Source organism: Pseudomonas sp. 14P_8.1_Bac3 (genome assembly GCF_025466085.1).
Classification (GTDB): Bacteria; Pseudomonadota; Gammaproteobacteria; order Pseudomonadales; family Pseudomonadaceae; genus Aquipseudomonas.
Map to the genome: position 1 here is coordinate 180,887 of NZ_JANLOD010000078.1, position 23,976 is coordinate 204,862.

A 23,976-nucleotide genomic window follows, 5' to 3' on the forward strand; every position below is an offset into this window, starting at 1 on the left:
CGCGGCGCACTGGCGTCCATCGCCAGCAAGCTGGCTCCTGCAGGATTGAGGCTGATCTCAACGTTTGCGCATCAGCCCGATGAAGAACAATCCGCCGATGGCGGCTGTGGCGACGCCGATCGGCAAGTCTTCCGGGGCGATCAGGGTGCGGGCTGCGACGTCGACCCAGACCAGTAAAAGGCTGCCCAGCAATACGCACACCGGCAGCAGCCGACGGTGCTCGGCGCCGACCAGGCGCCGGGCAATGTGCGGCACCATCAACCCGACGAAACCGATGGAGCCACTGATCGACACCAGCACCCCGGTCATCAGCGACGCTATCAAAAACACCCGCAAGCGCACGCTGCGCGCGTTCAGCCCGAGGGTCACCGCGGTCTGTTCTCCAGCCATCAATGCATTCAACGGCCGCGCCATCCCCAGCAGCCACACCAGCCCAAGCAACACGCTGGCGGCAGGCACCGCCAGCAATTCCCAGCGGGCCAGCCCGAGCCCGCCGAGCATCCAGAACATCACCGCCGAACTGGCGCGGTGATCGCCCATGAACAACAGCAGATTGGCGATCGCCATCATCACGAATGACACCGCCACACCGCATAACAACAGGCGATCACTGTCGAGACGGCCATTGCGATGGGCGATCAACAGCACCATCAACATGCTCGACAGCGCACCGATAAACGCGGCGATGGGCAAGGTCAGCAGGCCGACGATTTCACCGATATGCAGCACCACGATCACGGCGCCAAGGGTCGCGCCGGACGTCACCCCGAGCAGATGCGGATCGGCCAGCGGATTGCGCGTCACCGCTTGCAGCACCGCGCCGATCAACGCCAGGCCGGCGCCGACCAACGCACCGAGCAACAGGCGCGGCACGCGGATCAACCAGACGATGTGTTCCTGGCCGGCGCTCCAGTCCACTTCGCCGATGCCGAGCGCTTTGTACTGCAAGATCCGCCACACCACGTCCACCGGCACCCGCGCCGGGCCGAAGCCTAGCGACACCACGCACGACACCAGGAGCAAAGCGCCAAGGACGAGCAGCAACAGGGCGTAGCGGCGGATGATCATTCGCGGTGGAAACCCTTGGCCAGGGTTTCAACCGCCAGCACGTTATCGATGCCCGGCGTGGCCTGCACATACGGGATGACGATGAAGCGCTGGTGCCTGATCGCGTCCACCGATTGCAGTGCCGGGTTGCCCAGCAGGAACTGAATCTTCTGTTCCGCGGTGACCTCGCCATAGTCGACGATCACGATGACCTGCGGATTGCGCTCGACCACGTTCTCCCAGTTGACCCGGGTCCAGCTCGCGTCGACGTCATCCAGAATATTGCGCCCGCCCGCCGCGTCGATCAGCGCTTGCGGCATGCCCAGGCGGCCAGAGGTCATGGCGCGGTCTTCGCCGCTGTCGTAGAGAAACACCCGCGGCTTGTTGGCCGGCAAATCCTTGCGCACCTCAGCGACTTGCGCCTGCATCCCGGCGATCAAGGCGTTGGCGCGGTCCTGCACGTCGAAGATCCTGCCGAGGTTGCGCAGGTCGTTGTAAGTGTCTTCCAGCGTGGCTGGCGGACGCTTCATCACGAAGGCGCAAGATTCGGTGAGTTCGTAGACATTGATGCCCAGCGGCTGCAACGTCTGCGGCGTGAGATCGCCGCCGACGCGCAGGCCGTAATCCCAACCGGCAAAGAAGAAATCGACGTTGGCGTTGAGCAGGGTTTCCACCGACGGGTACTTGGCCGCCAGCTCTGGCAGGCCGTCGAGGATAGTGCGCATGTCGGGCGTCACCGACTTCCAGCCGCTGACGCCGCTGTAGCCGGCCATGCGCGGTTTCAGGCCGAGGGCGAGCATCATCTGGGTCATGTTGATGTCGTGACTGACGGCGTGCTTCGGCGCCTGGGTGAAGGTCACGTCGCGGTTGCAGCTGTGGATCGTCAACGGGTAACGGCTGGCTTCGGCGCAAGCCTGGGCACTGCCCAGCAGCAGCGTGACGCACAGCAGGGAACGCAAAGTCATGGTTGGGTTATCCAGGTGATTCGTGGGTAGCCGTGCAACGGGTGGTCGTCGATCAACGCCTCGACGCCGAATACCTCGCGCAGCAGCGGGGCGGTCAGGACGTCTTTGGGCGTGCCACTGGCGACAATGCGGCCGTGATCGATCACGTACAGGCGGTCGCAGAATGCAGCGGCGAGATTGAGGTCGTGGATGCTCGCCAGGGTGCCGATCCGCAGGCGCCGGACCAACTGCAACAGCTCCAGTTGATAGCGCGGATCGAGGTGGTTGGTCGGCTCGTCGAGGATCAGCAGTTGCGGCTGCTGGGCCAAGGCACGGGCGAGGATCACCCGCTGTTTTTCACCGCCGGAGAGGGTGGCGAACGCGTGGTCTTCGAAACCTGCGAGGCCTACGGATTGCAGGGCCTGAGTCGCCAGGTCGCGGTCTTCGCGGGTGTCGCCGTCGAACAGGCCTTTGTGTGGTGTGCGGCCCATGGCGACGACTTCATCGACCGTCAGGCCGAAGGCGTCGGGAAACTCCTGCAACACCACGGCGATCCGTTGTGCGCACCAGCGCGAGGACTGTTTCCAGACGTTGTGGTGGTCGAGGCTGACCTCGCCGCGTTCCGGTTTGCTGAAGCGATAGGCGCAGCGCAGCAGGCTGGTCTTGCCGCTGCCGTTGGGGCCGATCAACCCGACAAACTCACCGGTGGCCACGTGCAGCGAGGCATCACGCAGCTGGAACTGGTGATGGCAGTGGCCATGGCCCAACGGTGTCCAGGCGAGGTTTGTGAGGTTCAGCGAGGTCATGCAGTGACTCTGAAAGTGAGGGGGCCGCTGATGGCGAACCGCGACGAAAACCACCGCGTGATGGGGCACGAAGTTTACAGATCCCACCCCATCGCGCATCTCTCCTGTTTCACGATGAAGATGAGGCCGATTCAGTTTCCCGGCTGAATCGCGAAAACAACAGGCGATCCAGCAGCCACACGACAACCAGCGAAGCGCCCACCAATGGAAACGCCACCGCCAACGCGAACATGATGACCATCGCGGTTTTCCATTTCGGCAGGTCGTGGCGCAGCGGCGGGACCCCCAGCTTGCCTTGCGGGCGACGCTTCCACCAGATCACCACGCCGCTGACGGCGCTGAGCAGAATCATCAGGCAGATCAGCAACACGATGATCTGGTTGAACACGCCGAACATCTTGCCTTCGTGCAACATCACGCCGGCTTCCGTCGCGCGCGCCACAGCGCCGTAATGCTCCCAGCGAACATCGGCCAGCACCTTTGCGGTGTACTGATCGACATGCAGCGTGGCGTCATTGCGTGGGTCATCGGCGAACACCGCGATGGTGAACACGCCCGTCGCCGTGGTCGGCAAGGTGATGCTGTAACCTGGCTCGACCTGGCGTTGCTCGGCGATGTTCTGCACGTCTTGCAGGCTGATGGTCGGCGCGGCGGGGCCGGCATCCGCGCCACCGTGGGCCATGTGTTCGGCGTGGTCGCCGGACATCGGCATCGGCGTGTTTTCCATGGCCCACGGCACGGTCTGGCGCGTGGCGCTGTTGAGGCTGCGGGCCTCGACGTCGGACTTGGGCATGTCGTTCCACATGGCGTCCGGGAACACGTTCCAGACACCGGCGTACTGTTTGCCCCAGAACCCGGTCCAGGTCATGCCGCTGAGCAGCATCACCAGCAGGAACGCGGCGCCCCAGAAACCGGTGACCGCATGCAGGTCGCGCCACAACACGCGGCCGCGACTGCTCAGGCGTGGCCACAAAATCCCCGCGGCCTGGCCTCGTGGCCACCACAGGAACACGCCGGACACCACCAGCACGATGCCCCAGCCAGCGGCCAGTTCGACCAGGCGGTCGCCGACCGTGCCGATCATCAGTTCACCATGAATCGCCCGGGCGACGGCCTGCAGATTCTTCTTGGCGTCTTGCTTGCCGAGGATGTCGCCGTGGTACGGATCGATAAACACGTTCAGTTCGGTATCGCCGTTGAGCACGACAAATTGTGCGCTGCGTTCGGCGTTGACCGGCGGCAGGTACTGTTTGATCGTGGCCTGCGGATAGGCCGCTTTCACCCGCTTGAGCAGTTCGTCGGCCGGGACGCTGTGATGACCGGCCGGGACGTTCAGCAGGCTGCCGTACATCAGCGGATCGAGTTGCGGCTTGAACAGGTAGATGACGCCGGTCAGGGCCAGCATCACCATGAAGGGCGCGACGAACAGGCCGGCATAGAAATGCCAGCGCCAGGCCAGGTTGTAGAAATTCACTTTGGGCTGTTTCATCGGTTTTGCTCCGCTTGGCGTGAGGCTGTTTTATTTGTTTTACGGGGACCTGTAGGAGCGAGCTTGCTCGCGATGGTCGTGAACGATGACGCTGTCTGTCTGATTCCCAGCGGCGTTCTGTCGTTCTTCGCGAGCAAGCTCGCTCCTACAGGGGTCGTTGTTGTGTTTAAAAACTCATGTCCACCTTGGTCCAGAGCGTTCGCCCCGGTTCCTTGATGGCCTGCGGGTCATTGGCCGGGTAGCCAAAACCGGCGTTGCCGGCCAGGTTCAAATGCTCGGCGTATGCCTTGCCGAACAGGTTGTCGACGCCGCTGCTGACCTTCCAGTGCTTGTTGATCCGGTACGCACCATTGAGCGAGAACACGCCGAACCCGGAGGTCTTGTCGAAGTCCTTGCCAACCACGTTGCCCTTGTTCTGGTCGATACGGTTTTGCGCCGCGACGACTCGCCACAAGGCGCCGGCGCTCCAGTTGTCTTCGCTGTAGGTCAGGCCGAAGCGCGCGTCCAGCGGTGGCATTTGCGGTAACGCGCTGCCGTCGCTGCTGTTCTTGCCCCAGGCATAAGCCAGGGTCGCGTCGGCCTTCCAGTTGGACGTCAGCTTGTAGGCTGCACCCAGTTCGCCACCCATGATTCGCGCGTCGATGTTCTCGGCCTGGGACGTCATTCCCATCATTCCGGGGGTGTAGTTGAACAGGATGTAATCACGCACCTGGCCGACGTAGCCCGAGGCCCAGGCTTCGAGGTCGTTGGTTTTGTATTGCAGGCCAACATCGAGCTGGGTAGTTTTTTCCGGCTTGATCGAATCGAAGGCATTCACCGAGCCGACGGGCCCCGAGTCGGGGGAGAACAGCTCCCAGTAATCCGGGAAGCGCTGGGTGTGGCCGAGGCCCGCGTACAGGGTGGTCGGGCTGTCGGCCAGGTCGTGTTCGTAGCGAATGAAACCGCTCGGCAGGGTGTCGGCGCGGGTGTCGTCAGCGGTCGGGTTCGGGCGGGTCATCATTCCGGAGCCGGTGGTTGGCCGGAAATCCTTGGCCGACGCCCGATCGAACCGGGCGCCGCCGATCAGGCGATCGCGGTCGGCGGCGTACCAGGTCAGTTCGCTGAACACACCGTAGTTGTGGAAGTTGGCGTCCTTGCTGTACGGCAAGTCCTTGTAGGTGTCGATGCCCATGCTGCTGCGTTCGCGGTGTTCGTTGGTCTGCGCATCGAGGCCGCTGATCAGCTGCACATCGGCCCAACGCCAGGTGGCCTTGATCCGCGCGCCAAGGGTGCGACGGTCGACATTGGACGCCATCGGCCCTGCCATCATTCCGGTGCCGGAGGGCGTGCGCAGGGTGTAGTTGTCCATCACATGATCGGCGTAGTTGTAGTAGATCTGCGCTTCGACCTTGTCCAGCACCTCGCCGATGCCGGATTTCTCGAAGCGCAGGCCGAGGCTTTCGCGCTTGAATTGCGAACCGTCCATGCCGCGTCCGGCGTACCGCGCTTCGCCATCACCCTTGCCGGCAGTGAGTTCCAGCAGGGTGTCGGCGTCCGGTGTCCAGCCGACGGCGACGTCGCCGTTCCACTTGTCGTAGCGTGAGGCCACGGTGTCGTTGTTGCCGTCCCGGTAATCGTCGGAATGCGCGGTGTTGCCGATCACCCGTACGTAACCCTGCGGGCCGCCAGCAGCAGCATCCACCACCTTATCGAAACGGCCGTGGGAGCCGGCCAGTACGCTGGCGTTCAGCCGTGTGCCCAGTTCGCCGAAGCTTTCCGGCTCACGCTCGAACAGGACGGTGCCCGCGGACGCGCCGGGTCCCCAAAGCACGGTTTGCGGACCTTTGATAACGGTGAGTTTGTCGTAGGTTTCCGGAGAGATGTAGGAGGTCGGTGCGTCCATCCGGCCGGGGCAGGCGCCGAGCATCTGGCCGCCGTTGGTGAGGATGTTCAGCCGCGAGCCGAACATTCCACGCAGCACCGGGTCGCCGTTGGTGCCGCCGTTGCGCACCAGCGCGAAGCCGGGAATGGTCTTCAGGTAATCACCACCGTCGCTGGCCGGCACCGGTTGGCGCGGGTCCTTGGGGTCGGTGACGATGGTCAGCGGAGAGCTCGGCGCGATGGCGGTGATCACCGTCGGGCTCAGCTCTTCAGGGTGGCCGGCGTGGTCATCGGCCAGCGCCATGGGGGTCAGCAATACGCCGCAAAGGACGGCGGTGGCGTGCCTGAAACGCACGCGCGTTTCGTTGAGGGCAAAAGTGGCCTGGGCTGTGCTCAAGCCTGTGTCAGCAGAAAAACGGGACATGACAATTTCCATCGAACAGTCGTAAACGACACGGCCGGCAGCCGACGCATCTCCTGTGGGAGCGGACTTGCTCGCGAATGTTGCATGTCATTCAGCGTTGATGTCGGCTGATGCACCGCATTCGCGAGCAAGCCCGCTCCCACAGTTGGCTGTGGCTGTCTTGCGGACCGTGTGAGATCGGGCTAGGTGTTTACGCGACGGTCGGTGGGGCGCGGGTGCGGGCGCCGGGGAAAAAGGTGGGCCGGGCGTGGCCCAGGCGGATGGCGGGGGTGTTGAAGGTGCTGGTTGTTGGCGTATCGAACGCAACGAAAGACTGGCCGCCGGTCAGCGCCGGGCAATTGAACAGCAGGCTGCAATAGCCGCATTTCTCCCACATCGCGTGATGGGCGGGCTGGGGAGGGCAGTGCTCGGCGGCGGGTTGTGCTTCATGGCTGCCATGGGACATCCCCGGCATGTCCATGCTCATGTCCATCGACAGGCTCATGGCCATCGAGGACGCGCGCTGATCCATCGGCATCGACTGGGAAATCAGCGGACCGATGAAGATCATCAACATGGCGAACAGGCTGATCCAGCTGCCGCGGGTCAGGCTCAAGGGCTGACGACTGCGGGCGGAAGGCCTGGCGCTAAGCGGGCGCATGGACGTATTCGACTCTGGCAATTACGGGTTGTGCGCGTGGGCTTGCTGACCGTCGGGCGCGGTTTTTTGCACCGCGACGTCGACGGTCACGTCACCGGACTTTTCGAAATGCAGGGTCAGCGGAAAACGCTTGCCGTCGCTCAGCAGGCTGCGGTCTTTCAGCTCCAGCAGCATGACGTGATAGGCCATCGGCGCGAACGTGACATTGCCACCGGGCGGGATCTCGACCGTCGACACCTGCTGCATTTTCATCAGGTCGTTCTGCATCACGTGCTCATGCAACTGGGCAATGCCGGCAATGGGCGAGTCGACGCTGAGCAGTTTGTCCGCCGTTTTACCGTTGTTGTGAATCACGAAGTACGCCGCCACAGTCGGCGCGTTGGGTGGCAGTTCCTGCGACCAGGGATGCGCGATTTCCAGCGCGCCCGCCTGGTATTCATGGGCATTGGCAAAACAGGCAGGCAACAGCAGCGCAGCCAGAACGATGAGTTTGTTCAACATGGCAGTTCTCCGGGAGATTCAAAACGCAGGTCAATTGCGAGAAGGAATCACACCAGAGGGGACGCGCGGGGATTGAGGCTCGGCCATTGCTGGCGCGGCGTGGGTGTGTCGAGCGTGGTGGCGGGCAGGTTTCTGTTGGCCTCGAAACGTGCGACATACAGCTGCGGTACATGCCCGGGCAACGCCACCAGCGGCGCGGAACCGGAGCAGCACCAGCAATGCTGCATGTTGGAGTGTTCGTCGCTCTGCGGCGCCTTCTGCTCGATATCGCCCAGCGAAATCGCCACCATCCTGGTGCCGCTGGACGTACAAAAGCTGCCCCACAACAGCTGTTCCGCGGGCGCTTTCGCCGTCTGCGCCATCGCTCCGGTCATCGGCATGGCGAGCATGTTGAACAGCACTGCGAAGCAGGCGATCCAGGCAATTGCGAGCCGTTGTCGGGACATGGGGCGGATCCGGTTGAGTGGGCGATCAGGCGCGGCTATTTAGCCTGATCAGTGCCGATAAGTAAAAAGGCTGCGTGCGGTGTGGTGTCGCAGCGCGAGGTCCGATTGCTCCTGCGTTTAACTCGCACGTACCGCATGAACTTCCATATTTACTCCAAGCGTAGCCCGAATTACGGCGAAGATTGCTGCCAGGTTATCCATGCTTGGGTTGCCTTTGGCGGACAACATTCGATGCAGGCTTTTACTGGGTCTTGCCGTTTCCTTTGCCAGCTCTTCGAAACCAACAGTGGCGTTGACCAGATCACGCAGGATGATCCTCGCCATTTCAGGCTCACCGTTAAGAAACAGAGTAGCAGCCTCATCCAGCAGTGCCTGAGCGAACTCGGGGTCCCGCTGGGCGCGCTCGGCAATGGTGTGTTTGTAGCTTCGGGTGAGTGCCATAACTTTACCTTCGATTGCGCTCGGCTTTTTTTCGGGTACGGAATTCGCTTATGAGGGACTTTGCTTGTTTGATGTCGGATTTTTGGGTGGACTTGTCGCCTCCGCCAAAAAGGATGATTAAGCGCTTGCCCTCCTGAACCAGGTAGATTCGGTAGCCCGGCCCCCAATTTATTCGATACTCGCCAAGGCCTTCGGACCACTTGATGTTAGAAGTGTTGCCTGACTCCAGTCTTAACAGCGCGTTAGACACCTTAACGGCTGCCTGCGCATCCAACGTGGAAAACCAGTGTCCAAACGGACTTGTTTCGTTTTCCCGCAAATATTCTTCGAGTGTTATCACAGGCGGCCCTGAAGGTAACAAATAGGTTACTGTTCATGCAAGCCAGTGATCTTGCCTCATAGCGCCGTAGTCGCCAACGCGGCAAATGTTTCTTCTAGCGTCAGAAACTCCCGATCCACCCCCGGCAAAATCGGCCGCCTCAATACCAACACCGGCACCCCACGCTCCCGCGCCACTTCCAGCTTCGGCTCAGTGGCGGTACTGCCGCTGTTTTTGCTGATCAGCACATCGATTTGCCGACGCTCAAACAATGCGCGCTCATCGTCGATCAGGAACGGCCCGCGGGCGCCGATCACTTCGCAGCGCCCGTTGCCCGGGTACACGTCCAACGCACGCAAGGTCCAGAATTGCTCCGGGGGGATTTCGTGCAGGTGTTGCAGGGGTTCGCGGCCGAGGGTGAACAGCGGGCGACGGAACGGTTTCAGTGCTTCGATCAGCTCGGCCCAGCCGTTGACGTCGCGCCAGTCATCCCCGGCCTGCGGTTGCCAGGCCGGGCGCCGGAGTGCCCAGCAGGGAATGCCGGTCAATTGCGCGGCGGTTGCGGCGTTCTGGCTGATTTGTGCGGCGTAGGGATGCGTGGCGTCCAGCAGCAGATCAACGCCTTCATCGCGAATGAACTGCGCCAAACCTTCAGCGCCACCGTAACCACCGACGCGAACCTGGCAGGCCAGATCGCTCGGCACGCGACCGACACCGGCCAGGCTGTAGATGTGCTCCGGCCCCAGCGTGCGGGCAATCGCCAGTGCTTCCGTTACACCACCGAGCAGCAATATGCGTTTCATTGAAAAACGCCCGCCTGGCCGACGATTCCGCCCTGGCGATCGATCGCGAAGACCTCGACCTGCACCTGCGCCGGCACCACGCTGCGTGCAAATGCCAGGGCGTGCTGACACACCGCATCACCGAGGGCGATGCCGGCCGCGCTGGCCATCGCCAGGGCTTGCTGGCTGGTGTTGGCCTCGCGGATCGCCCGTTGCAAGGCTTGATCGGCACCCACCGTTGCGGCCCATTCGGCCAGTTGCGGCAGGTCGATGCTCGAATGCCGGCTGTGCAAATCCATGTGCCCGGCCGCCAGTTTGCTGATCTTGCCAAAGCCGCCGCACAGGCTGAGTTTATCCACAGGTACTTTGCGCAAGTGCTTGAGCACGGCGCCGACGAAGTCACCCATTTCTATCAGGGCGATTTCCGGCAGGTCGTACACCCGGCGCATGGTGTCTTCGCTGGCATTGCCGGTGCACGCGGCGATGTGCCGGTAACCGTTGGTTTTCGCCACATCGATACCTTGGTGGATCGAGGCGATGTACGCCGCGCAGGAGAAGGGCCGGACGATGCCGCTGGTGCCGAGAATCGACAAACCGCCGAGAATGCCGAGCCTTGGGTTCATGGTTTTCAGCGCCAGTGCTTCGCCGCCCTCGACGTTGATCGTTACCTCGAAGCCGCCTTCATAGCCAAGCGCCTGCGCCAGCGCGGTCAGGTGGTCGGTGATCATCTTGCGCGGCACCGGGTTGATCGCCGGCTCGCCGACACCCAACACCAGCCCCGGCCGGGTGACCGTGCCCACGCCTCGACCGGCAATGAAGCGGATGCCCGGCCCGGCGCACAATCGCACCTGGGAAAACAGCAGCGCGCCGTGGGTCACGTCGGGGTCGTCGCCGGCATCCTTGATCGTGCCGGCCTCGGCGCCGTCCGCCAGCAGGCGACAGAATTCCAGGCGCATCTGCACGTGCTTGCCTTTGGGCAGGACGATGTCCACGGCATCCGCGCTCGCGCCGCCGAGCAGCAAGCGCGCGGCGGCGAGGCTGGTGGCGGTGGCGCAGCTGCCGGTGGTCAGGCCGCTGCGCAGGGGCGCGGGTTGTTCGGCGGTTTCGTCACGCATCGAAGGGCTTGACCACGTCCAGCAGGCTAATCGGCAGCGCCTGGCGCCAGGTGTCGAAGTCGCCCAGCGGTTGCGCCTGGGCGATGTGGATCCGCGTCAACTCACCGCCATGTTGCTCGCGCCAGGCCATCAGGGTCATCTCGCTTTGCAGCGTCACGGCGTTGGCGACCAGCCGGCCGCCGGGTTTCAACTCAGCCCAGCAAGTGTCCAGGACACCCTCGCGGGTCACACCGCCGCCGATGAAAATTGCATCCGGGCGTTCAAGTCCGGCGAGGGCCTGCGGCGCCTGGCCACGAATCAGTTGCAGGCCGGGTACGCCGAGTGCGTCGCGGTTGTGCTCGATCAACCGTTGCCGTCCCTCATCGGCCTCGATGGCCAGCGCCCGGCAACTGGGATGGGCGCGCATCCACTCGATACCGATCGAACCGCTGCCGGCGCCGACATCCCACAGCAACTCACCGGGAGTCGGCGCCAGACGCGCGAGGGTGATTGCACGCACATCGCGTTTGGTCAGTTGGCCGTCGTGCCTGAAGGCCGAATCCGGCAGGCCGGCCAGTCGCGACAGGCGCGGTGTATGGGCGTCGGCGATGCATTCGATGGCGACCAGGTTCAGGTCCGCAACCGGCGGATCGGCCCAGTCCCTGGCGACACCCTCGATGCGCCGCTCGGCGGCACCGCCCAGATGTTCCAGCACGCTCAGGCGGCTGGGGCCGAACCCGCGCTCGCGCAACAGCGCGGCAATCGCGGCCGGACTCTGGCCGTCGTTGCTGAGCACCAGCAAGCGCACCCCGCTGAACAATTGCGCGTTGAGCGCTGCCACCGGCCGCGCGACGACCGACAGCGTGACCACCTCCTGCAACGGCCAGCCCATTCGCGCGGCGGCCAAAGAGCAGGAGGAGGGCGCCGGCAGGATCAGCATGTCGTCGCTGGGCAGTTGCCGCGCGAGGCTGGCGCCGACGCCGAAAAACATCGGATCCCCGCTGGCCAGTACGCACACCGGCTCGCCGCGCAGTGCCAACAGTGGATCGAGGCAAAACGGGCTCGGCCAGCGTTCACGCTCGCCGCGAATGCACGGCGGCAACAGGTCGAGTTGCCGCTGGCCGCCGAAGATCCGCGTTGCACGCAACAGGGCGTGCCGGGCGTTCTTGCCCAGGCCTTTGAAACCGTCTTCACCGATGCCAATGATTGTCAGCCAGGGCGTCATGCCTGCTCCTCGAAAAAACGACCCACAGCATGAAGTGCAACCGGGTTCGGGCCTGGGCGGGATGATACCGCGCGGCGTTAAATATCTTGAGTCATATCGTTGATTGTTGGTCGGGCGGGTATCCGCTTAGGTTGAGCGGCGGTTAACCCGTCAACCTCTGAAAAAGGAATTTTATGTTCGAGACCTCTGTGACGTTTCCCCCACGCAAGCCGAGCGGTGATACCCATGCAGCGCTGGCCGGAAGCACGCTTGTGGCGGTCGCCGCCGGTGTATCGGAAGACGATGAGCAAATCGCCCTGGATTGCGCGCTTTACCTGGAGCAGTACACCGACACCCGCTATGACCGCGAAACCCAGTGGTATGAGTGGTTGCAGCATTACACGCTGGGGTTGTGGAATCTGGGCTGGATTCACCAGCGCCCGAAGATGCTCGAAAGCCGCAAGGTGGTGTTGTCGGAACCGATTACCCGGGAAATTCTGCAAACCCTCAGGCCCCAGGCGAGTTCTGACCTGTACAGCGCCGCCCTGCACGCGTTCGAGATGCTGAAAGACAACGTACAGGCGTCCAGGTTACTGGCGCAGAACAGTGGACGAATCCGCGGGCGACAGTTTCAAACCATGCCCTGCGCCTATGACGCCAAGGGCCGGCTGACGCTCATGCTGGTCCACGCCTGGTACGTGGCGGCGGTGAACCCGGAGCAGTTTCTGTTCATCAAGTGGAAGGATCACGACGCGACGCTGATTCAACACTACGGGACGTTCACCCTGGACCGGCAGCGCTTCGACAAGGTGGCCGCGACGATGCGGGCGAAAATCAGCGAACGCAGCCGCGACTATCTGCTGCGGATATAGGCAGCGCCGCGCAAGTGGGGCGATTAACGCTGGTCGTCCGACAGGCTTTTCATCCGTTGTTGCAAAGCAGGCATAATACCGCCGCTTCGCCCGCGAAGTGCCTCGCCACCTGAACGGGTCATGCCCCTTGAACGAACGCCCGCTGTCCAGCGCTTTACGCCCCTCGGCCTGCCCGGGGTTGCTGCGTATCGTCCCGGCGCTGGACGGTGGTATCTGTCGAATCAAGTTGACCGGCGGCGTCATCAGCAGCGCCCAGGCCGAAGCGGTGGCCAGTGCGGCCCAACGCTTCGCCAGCGGCGCGATTGAAGCGACCAACCGCGCCAACCTGCAGATCCGCGGGATCGGTAACGAACAGTCGGCCCTGATCGAGCAATTACTCGCTGCAGGCCTTGGCCCGCAAAGCGCCGCGGGTGACGACGTGCGCAACCTGATGCTCAGCCCGAGCGCGGGCATCGATTGGCGCAGTCTGTTCGACACCCGGCCGCTAGCCGAGCAGATGCTGGCCACCGTCCAGCAACACGAACATTTTCATGACCTCAGTGCCAAATTCGCCGTGCAACTCGACGGCGGTGAAGCGTTGTCGATGCTCGAACACCCGCATGATCTGTGGCTCTCGGCCTTCGAGCGGGACGGCGAATGCCGCTTGGCGTTCGGCCTGGCAGGCTGTCCCACGGACACCCCGACCGGTTCGGTGGCACTGGAAGATGGTCATGCTCTGGTGGTCGCGGTGCTGGAGTTGTTTCTCGACATGGCCTGTCCCGAACAGACGCGGATGCGTCATTTGCTGGCTGACGTTCCGGTCGCCGAATTCCTCGCTCGGCTGGCCGGGCGCGTGTCCTTCAAACCTGTCGCAAACTGGCAACGCGAACGGCCTTCATCGGTTCTGCACATCGGCGCGCACGCCCAGGCGCAAGCGGATCATGTCTATGTCGGCGCCGTGCCACCCTTGGGGCGGCTCGATGGCGCCATGCTCCGGGGCGCTGCCCGGCTGGCCCGGGAATACGGTGATGCGACCCTGCGGTTCACGCCCTGGCAAAGCCTGCTGTTGCCAAATGTTCGCAACACAGACGCCGACGAAGTCGTGCGCCGTCTGCATGCGTTGGGCCTGCTGTGCGACGCCGGCCAGGCCTTGTCCCGGTTGATCGCGTGCACCGGTTCCACGGGGTGTGGCAAAGGCCTCGCCGATACCAAGGGCGACGCGCGGCAACTGGCCGCGATGCAGCAACGCCACGGCATGGCGCCAAGCGTGCACCTGAGCGGCTGCCCGCGCTCCTGCGCCGCCGCCCATGTCTCGCCGATCACGTTACTGGCCGTCAGCCCCGGTCGCTACGACCTCTATTTTCGCGAAGCGGGACAGCCGGATTTCGGCGCCCTGCACGCACGCAACCTTACTATTGAAGCGGTCGACGCCTTGCTCGCCGCCCGCTCACGGAGCCCCCTTGATGCTTGATTACATTCGCGACGGTCAGGAGATCTATCGCAACTCCTTCGCGATCATTCGTGCCGAGGCCAACCTCGAGCGCATCCCGGCCGATCTGGAAAAACTCGCGGTACGGGTGATTCACGCCTGCGGCATGGTCGAGGCGATCGATGGCCTGCATTTTTCCGAAGGCGCAGGCAAGGCCGGGCGCGAGGCGCTGGCCGCGGGTGCGCCGATCCTGTGCGACGCGCGAATGGTCTCCGAGGGCGTGACTCGCACCCGTTTGCCGGCGAATAACCAGGTCATCTGCACCCTTCGCGATGAAAGCGTCCCGCAGCTGGCCCGTGAGTTGGGCAACACCCGCTCTGCTGCCGCACTGGAACTGTGGCGCCCGCACCTGGCAGGCAGCGTCGTGGTGATCGGCAACGCGCCGACCGCGTTGTTTTATCTGCTGGAAATGCTCGATGCGGGCGCCCCGAAGCCGGCGCTGATTCTCGGCTTTCCGGTGGGCTTCGTCGGCGCCGCGGAATCCAAGGCTGCGCTCGCGGCAGACAGCCGTGGCGTGCCGTTCGTCATCATGCAAGGCCGGCTGGGCGGCAGCGCCATGGCCGCCGCCGCCGTCAATGCCCTCGCCACGGAGATCGAATGATGCAGCAACCTGGACGCTTGATCGGCCTGGGCGTGGGGCCCGGCGATCCCGAACTGATCACCGTCAAGGCCCTGCGCCTGCTGCGCGAATCGCCGGTGGTGGCGTACTTCGTCGCCAAGGGCAAAAAGGGCAACGCATTCGGCATCATCGAGGCGCACCTGCAGGACGCGCAAACCTTGCTGCCGCTGGTGTATCCGGTGACCACCGAGGCCTTGCCGGCACCGCTCTCCTATGAACAGGTCATCAGCGATTTCTACGATGCGGCCGGCGAAGAGCTGGCGGCGCATCTGGATGCAGGCCGGGACGTGGCGGTGATCTGCGAAGGCGATCCGTTCTTCTACGGTTCCTACATGTACCTGCACGATCGCCTGGCCGAGCGCTATGAGGCTGAAGTCGTGCCGGGTGTCTGCTCGATGCTCGGTGGCGCTTCGGTGCTCGGTGCGCCACTGGTGTATCGCAATCAGAGTTTGTCGGTACTGTCGGGCGTGCTGCCTCACGACGAACTCAAACGCCGCCTCGCCGACGCCGATGCAGCGGTGATCATGAAACTGGGGCGCAATTTCCCCAAGGTCCGTCAGGTGCTGGAAGAACTCGGCCTGGCCGAGCGTGCGCTCTACGTCGAACGCGCGACCATGGCCAATCAGAAGATCGTGCCGCTGGACCAGGTTGAACCGATGTCGTCGCCGTACTTCTCGCTGATCATCGTTCCGGGCGAAAGGTGGCAAGGCTGATGACTCGTCCAGCTCCGGCGATTGTCGTTCTCGGCAATGGCAGCCTCGCCACCGCACGCAAAATTCAACAGCTGTTCCCCGACGCCCTGATCCACGGCCTGACCGAACGGGTCGAGGGCGCGGACCGCGTTTATCACGAATTCGGCGCTACCCTGCGCGAGCTGTATCAGCAGGACACGCCGATCATCGCCCTGTGCGCGGCCGGCATCGTGATTCGCACGCTGGCGCCGTTGCTCCTGGAAAAAGGCGCCGAGCCGCCCGTGCTGGCGGTTGCCGAAGATGGCAGCGCGGTGGTGCCGTTGCTCGGCGGTCTGGGCGGGGTGAACGTGCTGGCGCGGGAAATTGCCGCCGCGCTGGAGGTGGCTGCGGCGATCACCACCAGTGGTGAACTGCGTTTTGGCACCTGCCTGCTCAACCCGCCCAGTGGTTTTGCCCTCGGCGATCTGGAACTGGGCAAGCGTTTCGTTTCCGATTTGCTGGCCGGTGAAACGGTGCGTATCGAAGGTTCGGCGCCGTGGCTGGCGCAAGCACAGTTGCCTGAGGACCCCAGCGCGCGACTCGCCGTTCATGTCGGGCATGCCGAGCGTACGCCGGCGGCCAATGAACTGCTGATCTATCCGCGTAACGTGGCGGTGGCGGTCAGCGCTGGCGTGGTCGACATGCAGCAGTCGATTCGCGATGCGTTGCATCGGGAAAAAATCGCCGTGCAATCGGTGGCGCTGCTGCTGGCGGCCGAGCGTGAAATGGCTAATCCGGCGTTGCGCGAAGCGGCACTTGAGCTGGGTGTGCCGCTGCGATTTGCCAGCGGTGCTGATGCGGTGGGCGAACTGGCGCGCAATGCTATCGCCGAACCCGTATCGATCTTCGGCGATGAGACGATTGCTTTCGCGGTCGCTGAGCAACCGCTGGACCCACTGTCGATTGGCCGTCCTCGCGGCCGTCTGGCGGTGATCGGTCTGGGGCCAGGCGCCGCCGAGTTGATGGTGCCGGCAGTCAAGGCTGAGCTGGCGCGGGCGAATGATGTACTCGGTTATGAAACCTACGTGCGCATGGCCGGGCCATTCCGTGCCGATCAAGTGCTGCATTGCACCGACAACCGCGAAGAGATGCAGCGGGCGCGGCATGCGTTCGAACTGGCGGCTCAGGGACGATCGGTCGTGGTGGTTTCATCGGGCGATCCGGGCGTGTTCGCCATGGCGGCGGCGGTGCTCGAAGCGCTGCACGAGTCCAGCGATGCGGCCTGGCACAACGTCGATCTGGACATTCTGCCGGGTGTCTCTGCGTCCCTGGCGACAGCCGCCCAGGCGGGTGCGCCGCTGGGGCATGACTTCTGCGTCATGTCGCTGTCGGACAACCTCAAGCCGTGGTCGATTATCGAGAAACGCCTGGACCTCGCCGCACAAGCCGATCTGGCGTTGGCGTTCTACAACCCGATCTCCCGTTCCCGCCCGTGGCAGCTGGGCCGTGCGCTGGAAATCGTCGCGCAGCATCGCCTTCCCGAGACGCCTGTCGTATTGGGTCGCGATATCGGCCGTCCCGGGCAGACCTTGCGGGTGACAACGCTGGGGCAGCTCACGCCCGATCAAGTGGACATGCGAACCATGGTCCTCGTGGGTTCCTCCACTACGTGTGTGTTCCCTCGCGTTGATGGCGGGGTTTGGGTGTACACGCCACGCTGGTACGACAACAAGCCCTGACGGATAAGTAGCCGGTGCAATGCCGGCTACTTTGTTCTTTATTTGTAGTTGTTGAAATAATTTAAACAACATTGAAGTGATGTTGGTTTGACTGCAGTTAATTCGGTTGTTAGTTTTTTATTGCCTGCAAGATGCAAGGGTAATTAATAACTAAGGAGTTAATATAATGTCAGAAGCAAGTTTCGATTATGCGGCGCAAATGGACTACTTTGGCCTATCGCCTGCGCCTGCCAGTTTCGCACGCATGGCGTTGATGAGTAAGGTTTCGTTGAACACTGAAGATGCGCCAGCCGCTCTCCTCGGTTCGACGGTCGCTGCTTACGATGAAGCGCTGTCGGAGCAGGATCGAGAGGCCTTCGACGACACCATTTTGTATGCGGAGATCCGTGCCGACAAACTGTTCAATCGCGAAACCCAGCGGCGCCAGTGGTACGGCGAATACAGCAGAGCCCTGACCAATTGCGGCTGGCCGACCGTAAACGATCCCTATAAGGAGTACATCAGTCAGGAGCTGGACTTCACCATGGATGAGGCGGCGTTGCAGATTATCGCGTTGGTTGCCGGCGCGGATAAGCTGAAAATCCTGCCGCTGATTTCTTCCGCCTTCAATTCCCTGGAGAAGAATGAAGGTGCGATAAAACTGGTTGAACTGAAAAGTAAAAAGAACAGGGCCGCTAACTTTCAAATTGTTCCGTGTATTTCGCTGGGCGGCCGACCCACCATGATCGCTTGCGCCATGCAAATGGAATCCAGGGATATTCTGACCAAAGTATTATTCTTCAAGTTTCGAAGAGAAGACATCAAGTTATACAGCGCCGCCACTCGCCGCACATTGAATCGCCGCGCTTATAACGTGGTCAAACACATTGTTCAGGCCGAAGTTGACCGGAGTCGCCTGGAATACTTTAAAACCCCGCTATGAATGATTAATAGGTGAGACATGGATAGTCATCAGGAATCGTTTGTCGATTCAGGTGTGCTCAGCGTGTTATACGCTGGACTGGACGCAGTAATAAAGTGCGACATCCTGTACTCGTTGCTCGCCTCGCGACTGATGGCGTCGAGCAGGTTCCCGGATACCGCCGATACTGCTCAATGGGTCGATGCGTTTGTTCATGCGCTGGAGCGATGCGCCTGGACGCGCAGGCAAGAGCGACAGTTGCAGCCCTCGTTTGAGCGCCAGTCCGGCGTCACGCTTGATGAGGTGATCACTGAGGTCCTGGCAAATCTGGCGCTGCACGATCATGGTGAGCTGGCCCGCGAGGCGTTCGCTGGAGTGGCCCGTCTGCCGTTGGATTCGCCCATAAGAATGCAGCTTCGGGAGCGGCAGGTCAGTGAACGTACCGTCAGTTTGCCGGACGGTAGCGAAGAGCGGCATTTTAGCGTGCACCTTGTGTTTGCCGTGAGCACACGCAATGCCCGGATCGACGTGTTTTACCTGACGTTTGAAACCGCCCAGCACGTAGAAGAAGACTGGCTGCAGACCGTGTTTCTGACTCGTCGCTTCACCTCTGCGGTGCAGGTGAAGCATCACTCGTTCGAACGGGCGGCCAGGGCATTTGCCAGCAGCCGGAAGCAGATCGTGGCGTTTGTGGGTGAGCACAAGATGCTGGCGGCCGGCCCTGGCACCGAGCTGTCGACGGAACGCTGGGCCTGTGGCGGCGTCATGGCACCAGATAACCCTTCACGCCGGTAAAAATGATCTGCGCCGCCAGGGCACAGACGAACAAGCCCATCAGCCGGCTGACAATCTGCAGGCCCTGGTCACCGAGAATGCGCTCGATGCGGTTCGACAGATAAAGCACCACGCCAACGGTGAAGCTGGCCAGGGCAATGCTGACGATGGCAGTGAGTTTGTCGTCCCAGTGCGGCTGGCTGACGCCCATCACCAACAAGGCGCCGATGGTGCCAGGGCCGACGGTCAGGGGGATGGTCAGCGGGACGATGGTGACGTCCTGCTGCACATTGTCGGTTTGTACCGCCGATTTGCCTTGGGCCATGCCCAGCGCGGAGATGAACAGCACGCTGCCGGCGCCGATACGGAATGCGTCTACGGTGATGCCAAAGACGCTGAAAATGACGCGGCCGAACAGGTACAGCAGGACGCTGGAGACCAACGTGGCAGTCGCCACTTTCCAGGCGAGCCGGCGTTGTTCCTTGCGCGAATAACCGCGGGTCAGGCTGATGAAACAGGACAAGACGAAGAACGGGCTGTAGAGCACCAGCATCTTCAAGTAAACGCTGAACAACACGTGGAGCATGGTGCAAGCTCACTGGCGAGGGTAGTGGTGGGGGAGTCTATCAGGCGTTGCCGGGTCTGTCGGCTCAGGACGTTTGAGTCGCCGCGCGGTTCTGCTGATCGCGCTGCGCCACCCAATGTTCGATCAGTTCGCGCAACTGCGACAGCTCGACCGGTTTGGCCATATGCCCATCCATGCCGGCTTGACGCGCGCGCTCCTTGTGTTCGGCGAGGATGTGCGCGGTCAATGCCACGACCGGAGTGCGAACCCGCTGGTTGCTGACTTCCCAGGCGCGCAATTGCTGGGTGGCGGAGAAGCCGTCGAGGATCGGCATCTCGCAATCCATCAGCACCAGGTCGTAACGCTGCGCCTTCATGGCCTGCAAGGCCTCTTCGCCATTGCTGGCGGTGTCCGGTTGCAGGTTGAGCTTGCCCAGCATGCCGCGAATGACCTTGGTCGAAATGCTGTTGTCCTCGGCGACCAGAATACGGAAGTCGCTGGGGACCTTGACCGGCGGGGTTGGCCCCGTGGGCTGCTGTGGCGACACGGCGAGCCCCTTGTTGCGCTGGTTCAGTTCGTCCGCCAGTGTGGTCTTGAGGGTGTAGCCGGCCACTGGTTTGGCGAGGATGCGCTTGATCCCGGAGTTGCGGGCGATGATCTTGCTCGGCGCATTGCTGATGCCGGCGAGCATGATCAGCAGGATGTCGTGGTTGAGGCTCGGGTCTTCCTTGATCTTGGCCGCCAGTTGCATGCCGGTCATACCGGGCATGTTCTGGTCCAGCAGGACCACATCAAAATAGTCGCGCAGGTGCGCTTTGGTTCGCAGCAGGGCCAGTGCTTCTTTGCCGGACGGTACGGCACTGACATTCAGGCCCCAGGCACTGCACTGTTGCACCAGCACTTTGCGACAGGTGTCATTGTCGTCCACCACCAGCACCCGTGCACCCTGTAGCGGGCCATCGAGGTCGGACGTCGGGTGTTCGAGGCGGTCAGGGTCCAGGGGCAAGGTCAGCCACAACGTGCTGCCCTGGTTGGCGCCACTCTTGACGCCGAATTCGCCGTGCATCAACCGGATCAACTGGCGGGCAATTACCAACCCGAGGTTGCCGCCCAGGCGATTGGCCGAGAGGAAGTTCTTGCTATGCAGTTCGGCGTGCATCAGCGCATCACGTTCTTCGGCGTCCATCGGCTCGCCGCTGTCCTGCACGGCAATGCGCAGGCGTGGCCGGGCGCTACGTTCGTCGAGGGCGACGACGATCAGGATCTCGCCTTCGTCGGTTTTCTTCAGGGCGTTTTCCAGCAGGCTCAGCAGGGTCTGGCGCAGACGCGTGGGGTCACCGCTGATAACCCGCGGCACTTGTGGCTGGATGAAGCTGATCAGCTCGACGTTCTGCTGCTCGGCCTTGGCGCGGAAGATGCTCAGGCAATCTTCGATCAGAGCGTTGAGATCGAACTGCACATCGTCCAGCTCGATCTGGCCGGATTCGAGTTTGGAGATGTCGAGAATCTCGTTGATCAGGGTCAGCAGTTCATTCCCGGCACTGTGGATGGTCTGCACGTAGTCGCGTTGTTTGACCGAGAGCGGTGTGCCCAGCAACAGTTCGGTCATGCCCAGCACGCCATTCATCGGGGTGCGGATTTCGTGGCTGATTTTCGCCAGGAATTCGGCCTTGGCGTTGATCTCGGCGTTACTCGCGGCGAGATCGCGGCTGATGCTGAAACGGTCTTCGGTGATGCTGCGCTGACGTTCGCTCAGCGCAATGCTCATCAACAGGCCGCTGATGCAGATGAACACCAGCAGGGCGATGATCAGGCCTTGCGGCTCTATCAGTGTCAGCCCCAGCAAGGCCGGGAGGATGATCAGCGTGCCGACGTTGAACACCACCATGGCGGCGACGAACAGGCGCGCCGGGCGATAGCCTTTTTGCCAGTGCCAGGCGCTGACGAACAACATGGTCAGGCCGGCGAGGGCGACCAGCGTGTAGGTGATGATGTTCAGCGGCAGTGTATTGACGAACAACAGCACCAGGCCGCAAGCGGTGATGAGCACGATGTCGCCGAGCAGCAGCTTGTTCAGCGGATGCGGGCCGAGCGGGGCAAAGAAGCGATAGGCAAACATCAGCCCGCACGGTGCGGTCAGCAGCAAGGCGAGGTAGGCACCGGGTGTTTGCACCGCGTGCCAGTCCGGTAGCCATGGCCCGGCGAGGTTCAGCAGCAGCGCCAGGCTGAGCATCAACAACGCTTCACAGCCTGCCAGCCAAAGGCTGCTGCGCGAGCGGGTGTACGCGTAGCGAATCAGGTTGTGCAGGATCAGCATGCCGATGCAGCCGAACAGCAGGCCGTAGATCAGCGTCTGACTTTGGTTGGCCGCGGTCATGATCGCTGACTGCAGGGTAATGTAAGGCCGCATCTGGTGTTCGGACACCAGGCGCAGGTAAACGTCGAGGGGTTTGTCACTTTGCGGCAACGGCAACATGAAGTCGCTGTTGGGGAGTGGCCGTTCAGCCTGGGGCTGTTCGGTTCCGGTGTTGAGCTGGTCGATCAGGTTGTCGCCGTCCAGCACATACAGATTGAGGTGCGAAAGGTCGGGTGCGAACACCCGCAACAGCTGCTCGTGTTTACCGGGTGCCAGCCTGAAGCGAAGCCAGAGTGCACCGCCGGGCTCGGCCGCGTTGAGGCGTTTGAGTTCGGTGGGGCTGAATTGATTGGTGAAGCGGGCGGAACGGATGTCGCTCAGTTGCAGGTCGCCCTGTTCGTCGAGCAATACCGCCCAACCACTGCCTTGCGCGGCCTGGGCCGGAAGCATGCAGAGCAAGGTCAGCAACGTGACAGTGAGACCTATGGCAATCCTGAGCCAGCGCACGGCGAAATCCCTTCGTAGGTTGATGCCAGAATATAACTATGCGCGGCGCCGGAATAGTCCGGCAAGGGTATGACACCCTTGCCCGACCGAATGAAGCGCTTATTCCTGATTTTCGCCACGCTCGCGGGCAATGGCGCGGTAGCCAATGTCCTTGCGATAGAAACAGCCTTCCCAGTCAATCTTGGCCGCCAGCCTGTAAGCCTGCTGCTGGGCAGCGTCGACACTGGCACCCATGGCGGTGGCGCACAGCACCCGGCCTCCGGCGGTTACCACTTGACCATCCTTCAGCGCAGTCCCGGCATGGAATACTTTGCCTTCCAGCGCAGCGGCGGCATCCAGCCCGTTGATGGCGACGCCTTTAGCGTAGTCGCCAGGATAGCCGCCCGCCGCCAACACAATGCCGACGCTCGGACGTGGATCCCACTGCGCTTCGACTTTGTCCAGGGCTTGCGCCATGGCGGCTTCGACCAGCAACACCAGGCTCGACTGCAGGCGCAGCATAACCGGTTGGGTCTCAGGGTCGCCGAAACGGCAGTTGAATTCGATAACTTTTGGGTTACCAGCCTTGTCGATCATCAGGCCCGCGTACAGGAAACCGGTGTAGACGTTGCCTTCATCGGCCATGCCGCGCACGGTCGGCCAGATCACCAGGTCCATGACCCGCTGGTGCACTTCGCTGGTGACGACAGGAGCCGGGGAGTAAGCCCCCATGCCACCCGTGTTCGGGCCGGTGTCGCCGTCGCCGACGCGCTTGTGATCCTGGCTGGTGGCCATCGGCAGTACGTTCTTGCCATCGACCATGACGATAAAGCTGGCTTCTTCGCCATCGAGGAACTCTTCGATGACCACGCGCGAACCGGCATCGCCGAACGCGTTGCCGGCGAGCATGTCGCGCACGGCGTCTTCGGCTTCGGCCAGGGTCATGGCGACGATCACGCCTTTACCGGCGGCCAGGCCGTCGGCCTTGATCACGATCGGTGCGCCTTTTTCACGCAAGTAAGCCAGGGCCGGCTCGATCTCGGTGAAGTTCTGGTAATCGGCGGTCGGGATTTTATGGCGTGCGAGGAAATCCTTGGTGAACGCTTTCGAACCTTCCAGCTGGGCCGCGCCAGCAGTCGGACCGAAGCAATCCAGGCCGCGGGAGCGGAACAGGTCGACGACGCCAGCCACCAGCGGCACTTCCGGGCCGACGATGGTCAGGGCAACGTTCTTCTCGGCAAAGTCCGCCAGTTGCTCAAGGGCCAGCACGTCGATGGCGACGTTTTCGCACTTGGCTTCAATGGCGGTGCCGGCATTGCCCGGTGCCACGAACACCTTCTGCACGCGCGGATCCTGAGCCACTTTCCAGGCCAGGGCGTGTTCACGGCCACCGCTGCCAATGATCAAAACATTCATTTCAAAAACCTCGGATGACGCTGATTCTGTGGAGCACCGCAGAGATGCTTTGCTGTGGGAGCTGGCCTGCCGGCGATGCAGGCAACTCGGTTCATCAGCGAAACCGAGGTGA

23 protein-coding genes are annotated in these 23,976 nt (G+C 62.5%); 7 read left to right on the forward strand and 16 right to left on the reverse strand.

The window, feature by feature from the left end; genetic code table 11:
* Window positions 1-57: 57 nt before the first annotated feature.
* The 13 genes from NTD84_RS29350 to cbiE form a co-directional block, all read right to left on the reverse strand.
* Window positions 58-1,068, reverse strand: a complete 1,011-nt coding sequence (locus tag NTD84_RS29350) for a FecCD family ABC transporter permease (RefSeq protein ID WP_262172552.1) — start codon at window positions 1,066-1,068, stop codon at window positions 58-60.
* Window positions 1,065-2,012, reverse strand: a complete 948-nt coding sequence (locus NTD84_RS29355) for an ABC transporter substrate-binding protein (RefSeq protein WP_262172553.1) — start codon at window positions 2,010-2,012, stop codon at window positions 1,065-1,067. Before NTD84_RS29355 ends, NTD84_RS29350 begins: the two co-directional genes overlap by 4 nt.
* Window positions 2,009-2,797, reverse strand: a complete 789-nt coding sequence (locus NTD84_RS29360) for an ABC transporter ATP-binding protein (RefSeq protein ID WP_262172554.1) — start codon at window positions 2,795-2,797, stop codon at window positions 2,009-2,011. The genes NTD84_RS29355 and NTD84_RS29360 overlap by 4 nt, the downstream gene beginning before the upstream one ends.
* Before the next feature lie 109 nt (window positions 2,798-2,906).
* Window positions 2,907-4,286 (reverse strand): PepSY-associated TM helix domain-containing protein, encoded by a 1,380-nt coding sequence (locus tag NTD84_RS29365; RefSeq protein WP_262172555.1) that lies wholly within the window; start codon window positions 4,284-4,286, stop codon window positions 2,907-2,909.
* Window positions 4,287-4,452: 166 nt separating this feature from the next.
* Window positions 4,453-6,570 carry a TonB-dependent copper receptor gene (locus NTD84_RS29370; protein ID WP_262172556.1) on the reverse strand — a complete coding sequence of 706 codons (2,118 nt, stop codon included), beginning with the start codon at window positions 6,568-6,570 and terminating at the stop codon, window positions 4,453-4,455.
* A 190-nt stretch (window positions 6,571-6,760) separates the two neighbouring features.
* Window positions 6,761-7,210, reverse strand: a complete 450-nt coding sequence (locus NTD84_RS29375) for a DUF2946 domain-containing protein (RefSeq protein ID WP_262172557.1) — start codon at window positions 7,208-7,210, stop codon at window positions 6,761-6,763.
* 21 nt (window positions 7,211-7,231) lie between these two features.
* Window positions 7,232-7,711: a copper chaperone PCu(A)C gene (locus NTD84_RS29380; RefSeq protein ID WP_262172558.1), complete on the reverse strand. Its 480-nt coding sequence runs from the start codon at window positions 7,709-7,711 to the stop codon at window positions 7,232-7,234.
* Window positions 7,712-7,758: 47 nt separating this feature from the next.
* Entirely contained in the window at window positions 7,759-8,157 is a 399-nt protein-coding gene (locus tag NTD84_RS29385; RefSeq protein ID WP_262172559.1) for a DUF2946 domain-containing protein, read from the reverse strand.
* A 117-nt stretch (window positions 8,158-8,274) separates the two neighbouring features.
* Window positions 8,275-8,598, reverse strand: a complete 324-nt coding sequence (locus NTD84_RS29390) for a DNA-binding protein (RefSeq protein WP_262172560.1) — start codon at window positions 8,596-8,598, stop codon at window positions 8,275-8,277.
* Window positions 8,599-8,602: 4 nt separating this feature from the next.
* Complete coding sequence (locus tag NTD84_RS29395) at window positions 8,603-8,938, reverse strand: type II toxin-antitoxin system RelE/ParE family toxin (RefSeq protein ID WP_262172561.1); 336 nt, start codon at window positions 8,936-8,938, stop codon at window positions 8,603-8,605.
* A gap of 56 nt (window positions 8,939-8,994) precedes the next feature.
* The gene (locus tag NTD84_RS29400; RefSeq protein WP_262172562.1) at window positions 8,995-9,720 is read right to left on the reverse strand and encodes a cobalt-precorrin-6A reductase; all 726 of its coding nucleotides are present in this window, start codon (window positions 9,718-9,720) and stop codon (window positions 8,995-8,997) included.
* On the reverse strand, window positions 9,717-10,814 hold the full coding sequence (locus NTD84_RS29405; RefSeq protein WP_262172563.1) for a cobalt-precorrin-5B (C(1))-methyltransferase: 1,098 nt from the start codon (window positions 10,812-10,814) through the stop codon (window positions 9,717-9,719). Before NTD84_RS29405 ends, NTD84_RS29400 begins: the two co-directional genes overlap by 4 nt.
* Entirely contained in the window at window positions 10,807-12,018 is a 1,212-nt protein-coding gene (cbiE, locus tag NTD84_RS29410) for a precorrin-6y C5,15-methyltransferase (decarboxylating) subunit CbiE (RefSeq protein WP_262172564.1), read from the reverse strand. Before cbiE ends, NTD84_RS29405 begins: the two co-directional genes overlap by 8 nt.
* A gap of 173 nt (window positions 12,019-12,191) precedes the next feature.
* Between cbiE and NTD84_RS29415 the strand changes: the two genes are divergently transcribed.
* From NTD84_RS29415 to NTD84_RS29445, 7 genes are all read left to right on the forward strand, one after another.
* Complete coding sequence (locus NTD84_RS29415; protein WP_262172565.1) at window positions 12,192-12,869, forward strand: hypothetical protein; 678 nt, start codon at window positions 12,192-12,194, stop codon at window positions 12,867-12,869.
* Between the two features lie 142 nt (window positions 12,870-13,011).
* Window positions 13,012-14,319, forward strand: a complete 1,308-nt coding sequence (gene cobG, locus NTD84_RS29420) for a precorrin-3B synthase (protein WP_262172660.1) — start codon at window positions 13,012-13,014, stop codon at window positions 14,317-14,319.
* A complete protein-coding gene (locus tag NTD84_RS29425; protein WP_262172566.1) occupies window positions 14,312-14,938 on the forward strand; it encodes a precorrin-8X methylmutase in 627 nt (208 codons plus the stop codon). Before cobG ends, NTD84_RS29425 begins: the two co-directional genes overlap by 8 nt.
* Entirely contained in the window at window positions 14,938-15,669 is a 732-nt protein-coding gene (locus NTD84_RS29430) for a precorrin-2 C(20)-methyltransferase (protein WP_262172661.1), read from the forward strand. Before NTD84_RS29425 ends, NTD84_RS29430 begins: the two co-directional genes overlap by 1 nt.
* On the forward strand, window positions 15,669-17,366 hold the full coding sequence (cobJ, locus tag NTD84_RS29435; RefSeq protein ID WP_262172567.1) for a precorrin-3B C(17)-methyltransferase: 1,698 nt from the start codon (window positions 15,669-15,671) through the stop codon (window positions 17,364-17,366). Before NTD84_RS29430 ends, cobJ begins: the two co-directional genes overlap by 1 nt.
* A gap of 166 nt (window positions 17,367-17,532) precedes the next feature.
* Complete coding sequence (locus tag NTD84_RS29440; RefSeq protein ID WP_262172568.1) at window positions 17,533-18,288, forward strand: hypothetical protein; 756 nt, start codon at window positions 17,533-17,535, stop codon at window positions 18,286-18,288.
* 18 nt (window positions 18,289-18,306) lie between these two features.
* Complete coding sequence (locus NTD84_RS29445; protein ID WP_262172569.1) at window positions 18,307-19,062, forward strand: hypothetical protein; 756 nt, start codon at window positions 18,307-18,309, stop codon at window positions 19,060-19,062.
* Here NTD84_RS29445 and NTD84_RS29450 read toward each other — a convergent pair.
* The 3 genes from NTD84_RS29450 to purD form a co-directional block, all read right to left on the reverse strand.
* Entirely contained in the window at window positions 19,031-19,627 is a 597-nt protein-coding gene (locus NTD84_RS29450; RefSeq protein ID WP_262172570.1) for a MarC family protein, read from the reverse strand. The genes NTD84_RS29445 and NTD84_RS29450 overlap by 32 nt on opposite strands.
* Window positions 19,628-19,691: 64 nt before the next feature.
* Complete coding sequence (locus tag NTD84_RS29455) at window positions 19,692-22,469, reverse strand: hybrid sensor histidine kinase/response regulator (RefSeq protein WP_262172571.1); 2,778 nt, start codon at window positions 22,467-22,469, stop codon at window positions 19,692-19,694.
* Between the two features lie 99 nt (window positions 22,470-22,568).
* Entirely contained in the window at window positions 22,569-23,864 is a 1,296-nt protein-coding gene (gene purD / locus NTD84_RS29460; RefSeq protein ID WP_262172572.1) for a phosphoribosylamine--glycine ligase, read from the reverse strand.
* Between the last annotated feature and the right edge of the window lie 112 nt (window positions 23,865-23,976).

Bases quoted from the DNA above. Each gene is read 5' to 3' on its own strand.
- NTD84_RS29350 (WP_262172552.1), bottom strand. From the start codon at position 1,068: ATGATCATCCGCCGCTACGCCCTGTTGCTGCTCGTCCTTGGCGCTTTG.
- NTD84_RS29355 (WP_262172553.1), bottom strand. From the start codon at position 2,012: ATGACTTTGCGTTCCCTGCTGTGCGTCACGCTGCTGCTGGGCAGTGCC.
- NTD84_RS29360 (WP_262172554.1), bottom strand. From the start codon at position 2,797: ATGACCTCGCTGAACCTCACAAACCTCGCCTGGACACCGTTGGGCCAT.
- NTD84_RS29365 (WP_262172555.1), bottom strand. From the start codon at position 4,286: ATGAAACAGCCCAAAGTGAATTTCTACAACCTGGCCTGGCGCTGGCAT.
- NTD84_RS29370 (WP_262172556.1), bottom strand. From the start codon at position 6,570: ATGTCCCGTTTTTCTGCTGACACAGGCTTGAGCACAGCCCAGGCCACT.
- NTD84_RS29375 (WP_262172557.1), bottom strand. From the start codon at position 7,210: ATGCGCCCGCTTAGCGCCAGGCCTTCCGCCCGCAGTCGTCAGCCCTTG.
- NTD84_RS29380 (WP_262172558.1), bottom strand. From the start codon at position 7,711: ATGTTGAACAAACTCATCGTTCTGGCTGCGCTGCTGTTGCCTGCCTGT.
- NTD84_RS29385 (WP_262172559.1), bottom strand. From the start codon at position 8,157: ATGTCCCGACAACGGCTCGCAATTGCCTGGATCGCCTGCTTCGCAGTG.
- NTD84_RS29390 (WP_262172560.1), bottom strand. From the start codon at position 8,598: ATGGCACTCACCCGAAGCTACAAACACACCATTGCCGAGCGCGCCCAG.
- NTD84_RS29400 (WP_262172562.1), bottom strand. From the start codon at position 9,720: ATGAAACGCATATTGCTGCTCGGTGGTGTAACGGAAGCACTGGCGATT.
- NTD84_RS29405 (WP_262172563.1), bottom strand. From the start codon at position 10,814: ATGCGTGACGAAACCGCCGAACAACCCGCGCCCCTGCGCAGCGGCCTG.
- cbiE (WP_262172564.1), bottom strand. From the start codon at position 12,018: ATGACGCCCTGGCTGACAATCATTGGCATCGGTGAAGACGGTTTCAAA.
- NTD84_RS29415 (WP_262172565.1), top strand. From the start codon at position 12,192: ATGTTCGAGACCTCTGTGACGTTTCCCCCACGCAAGCCGAGCGGTGAT.
- NTD84_RS29425 (WP_262172566.1), top strand. From the start codon at position 14,312: ATGCTTGATTACATTCGCGACGGTCAGGAGATCTATCGCAACTCCTTC.
- NTD84_RS29430 (WP_262172661.1), top strand. From the start codon at position 14,938: ATGCAGCAACCTGGACGCTTGATCGGCCTGGGCGTGGGGCCCGGCGAT.
- cobJ (WP_262172567.1), top strand. From the start codon at position 15,669: ATGACTCGTCCAGCTCCGGCGATTGTCGTTCTCGGCAATGGCAGCCTC.
- NTD84_RS29440 (WP_262172568.1), top strand. From the start codon at position 17,533: ATGTCAGAAGCAAGTTTCGATTATGCGGCGCAAATGGACTACTTTGGC.
- NTD84_RS29445 (WP_262172569.1), top strand. From the start codon at position 18,307: ATGGATAGTCATCAGGAATCGTTTGTCGATTCAGGTGTGCTCAGCGTG.
- NTD84_RS29450 (WP_262172570.1), bottom strand. From the start codon at position 19,627: ATGCTCCACGTGTTGTTCAGCGTTTACTTGAAGATGCTGGTGCTCTAC.
- purD (WP_262172572.1), bottom strand. From the start codon at position 23,864: ATGAATGTTTTGATCATTGGCAGCGGTGGCCGTGAACACGCCCTGGCC.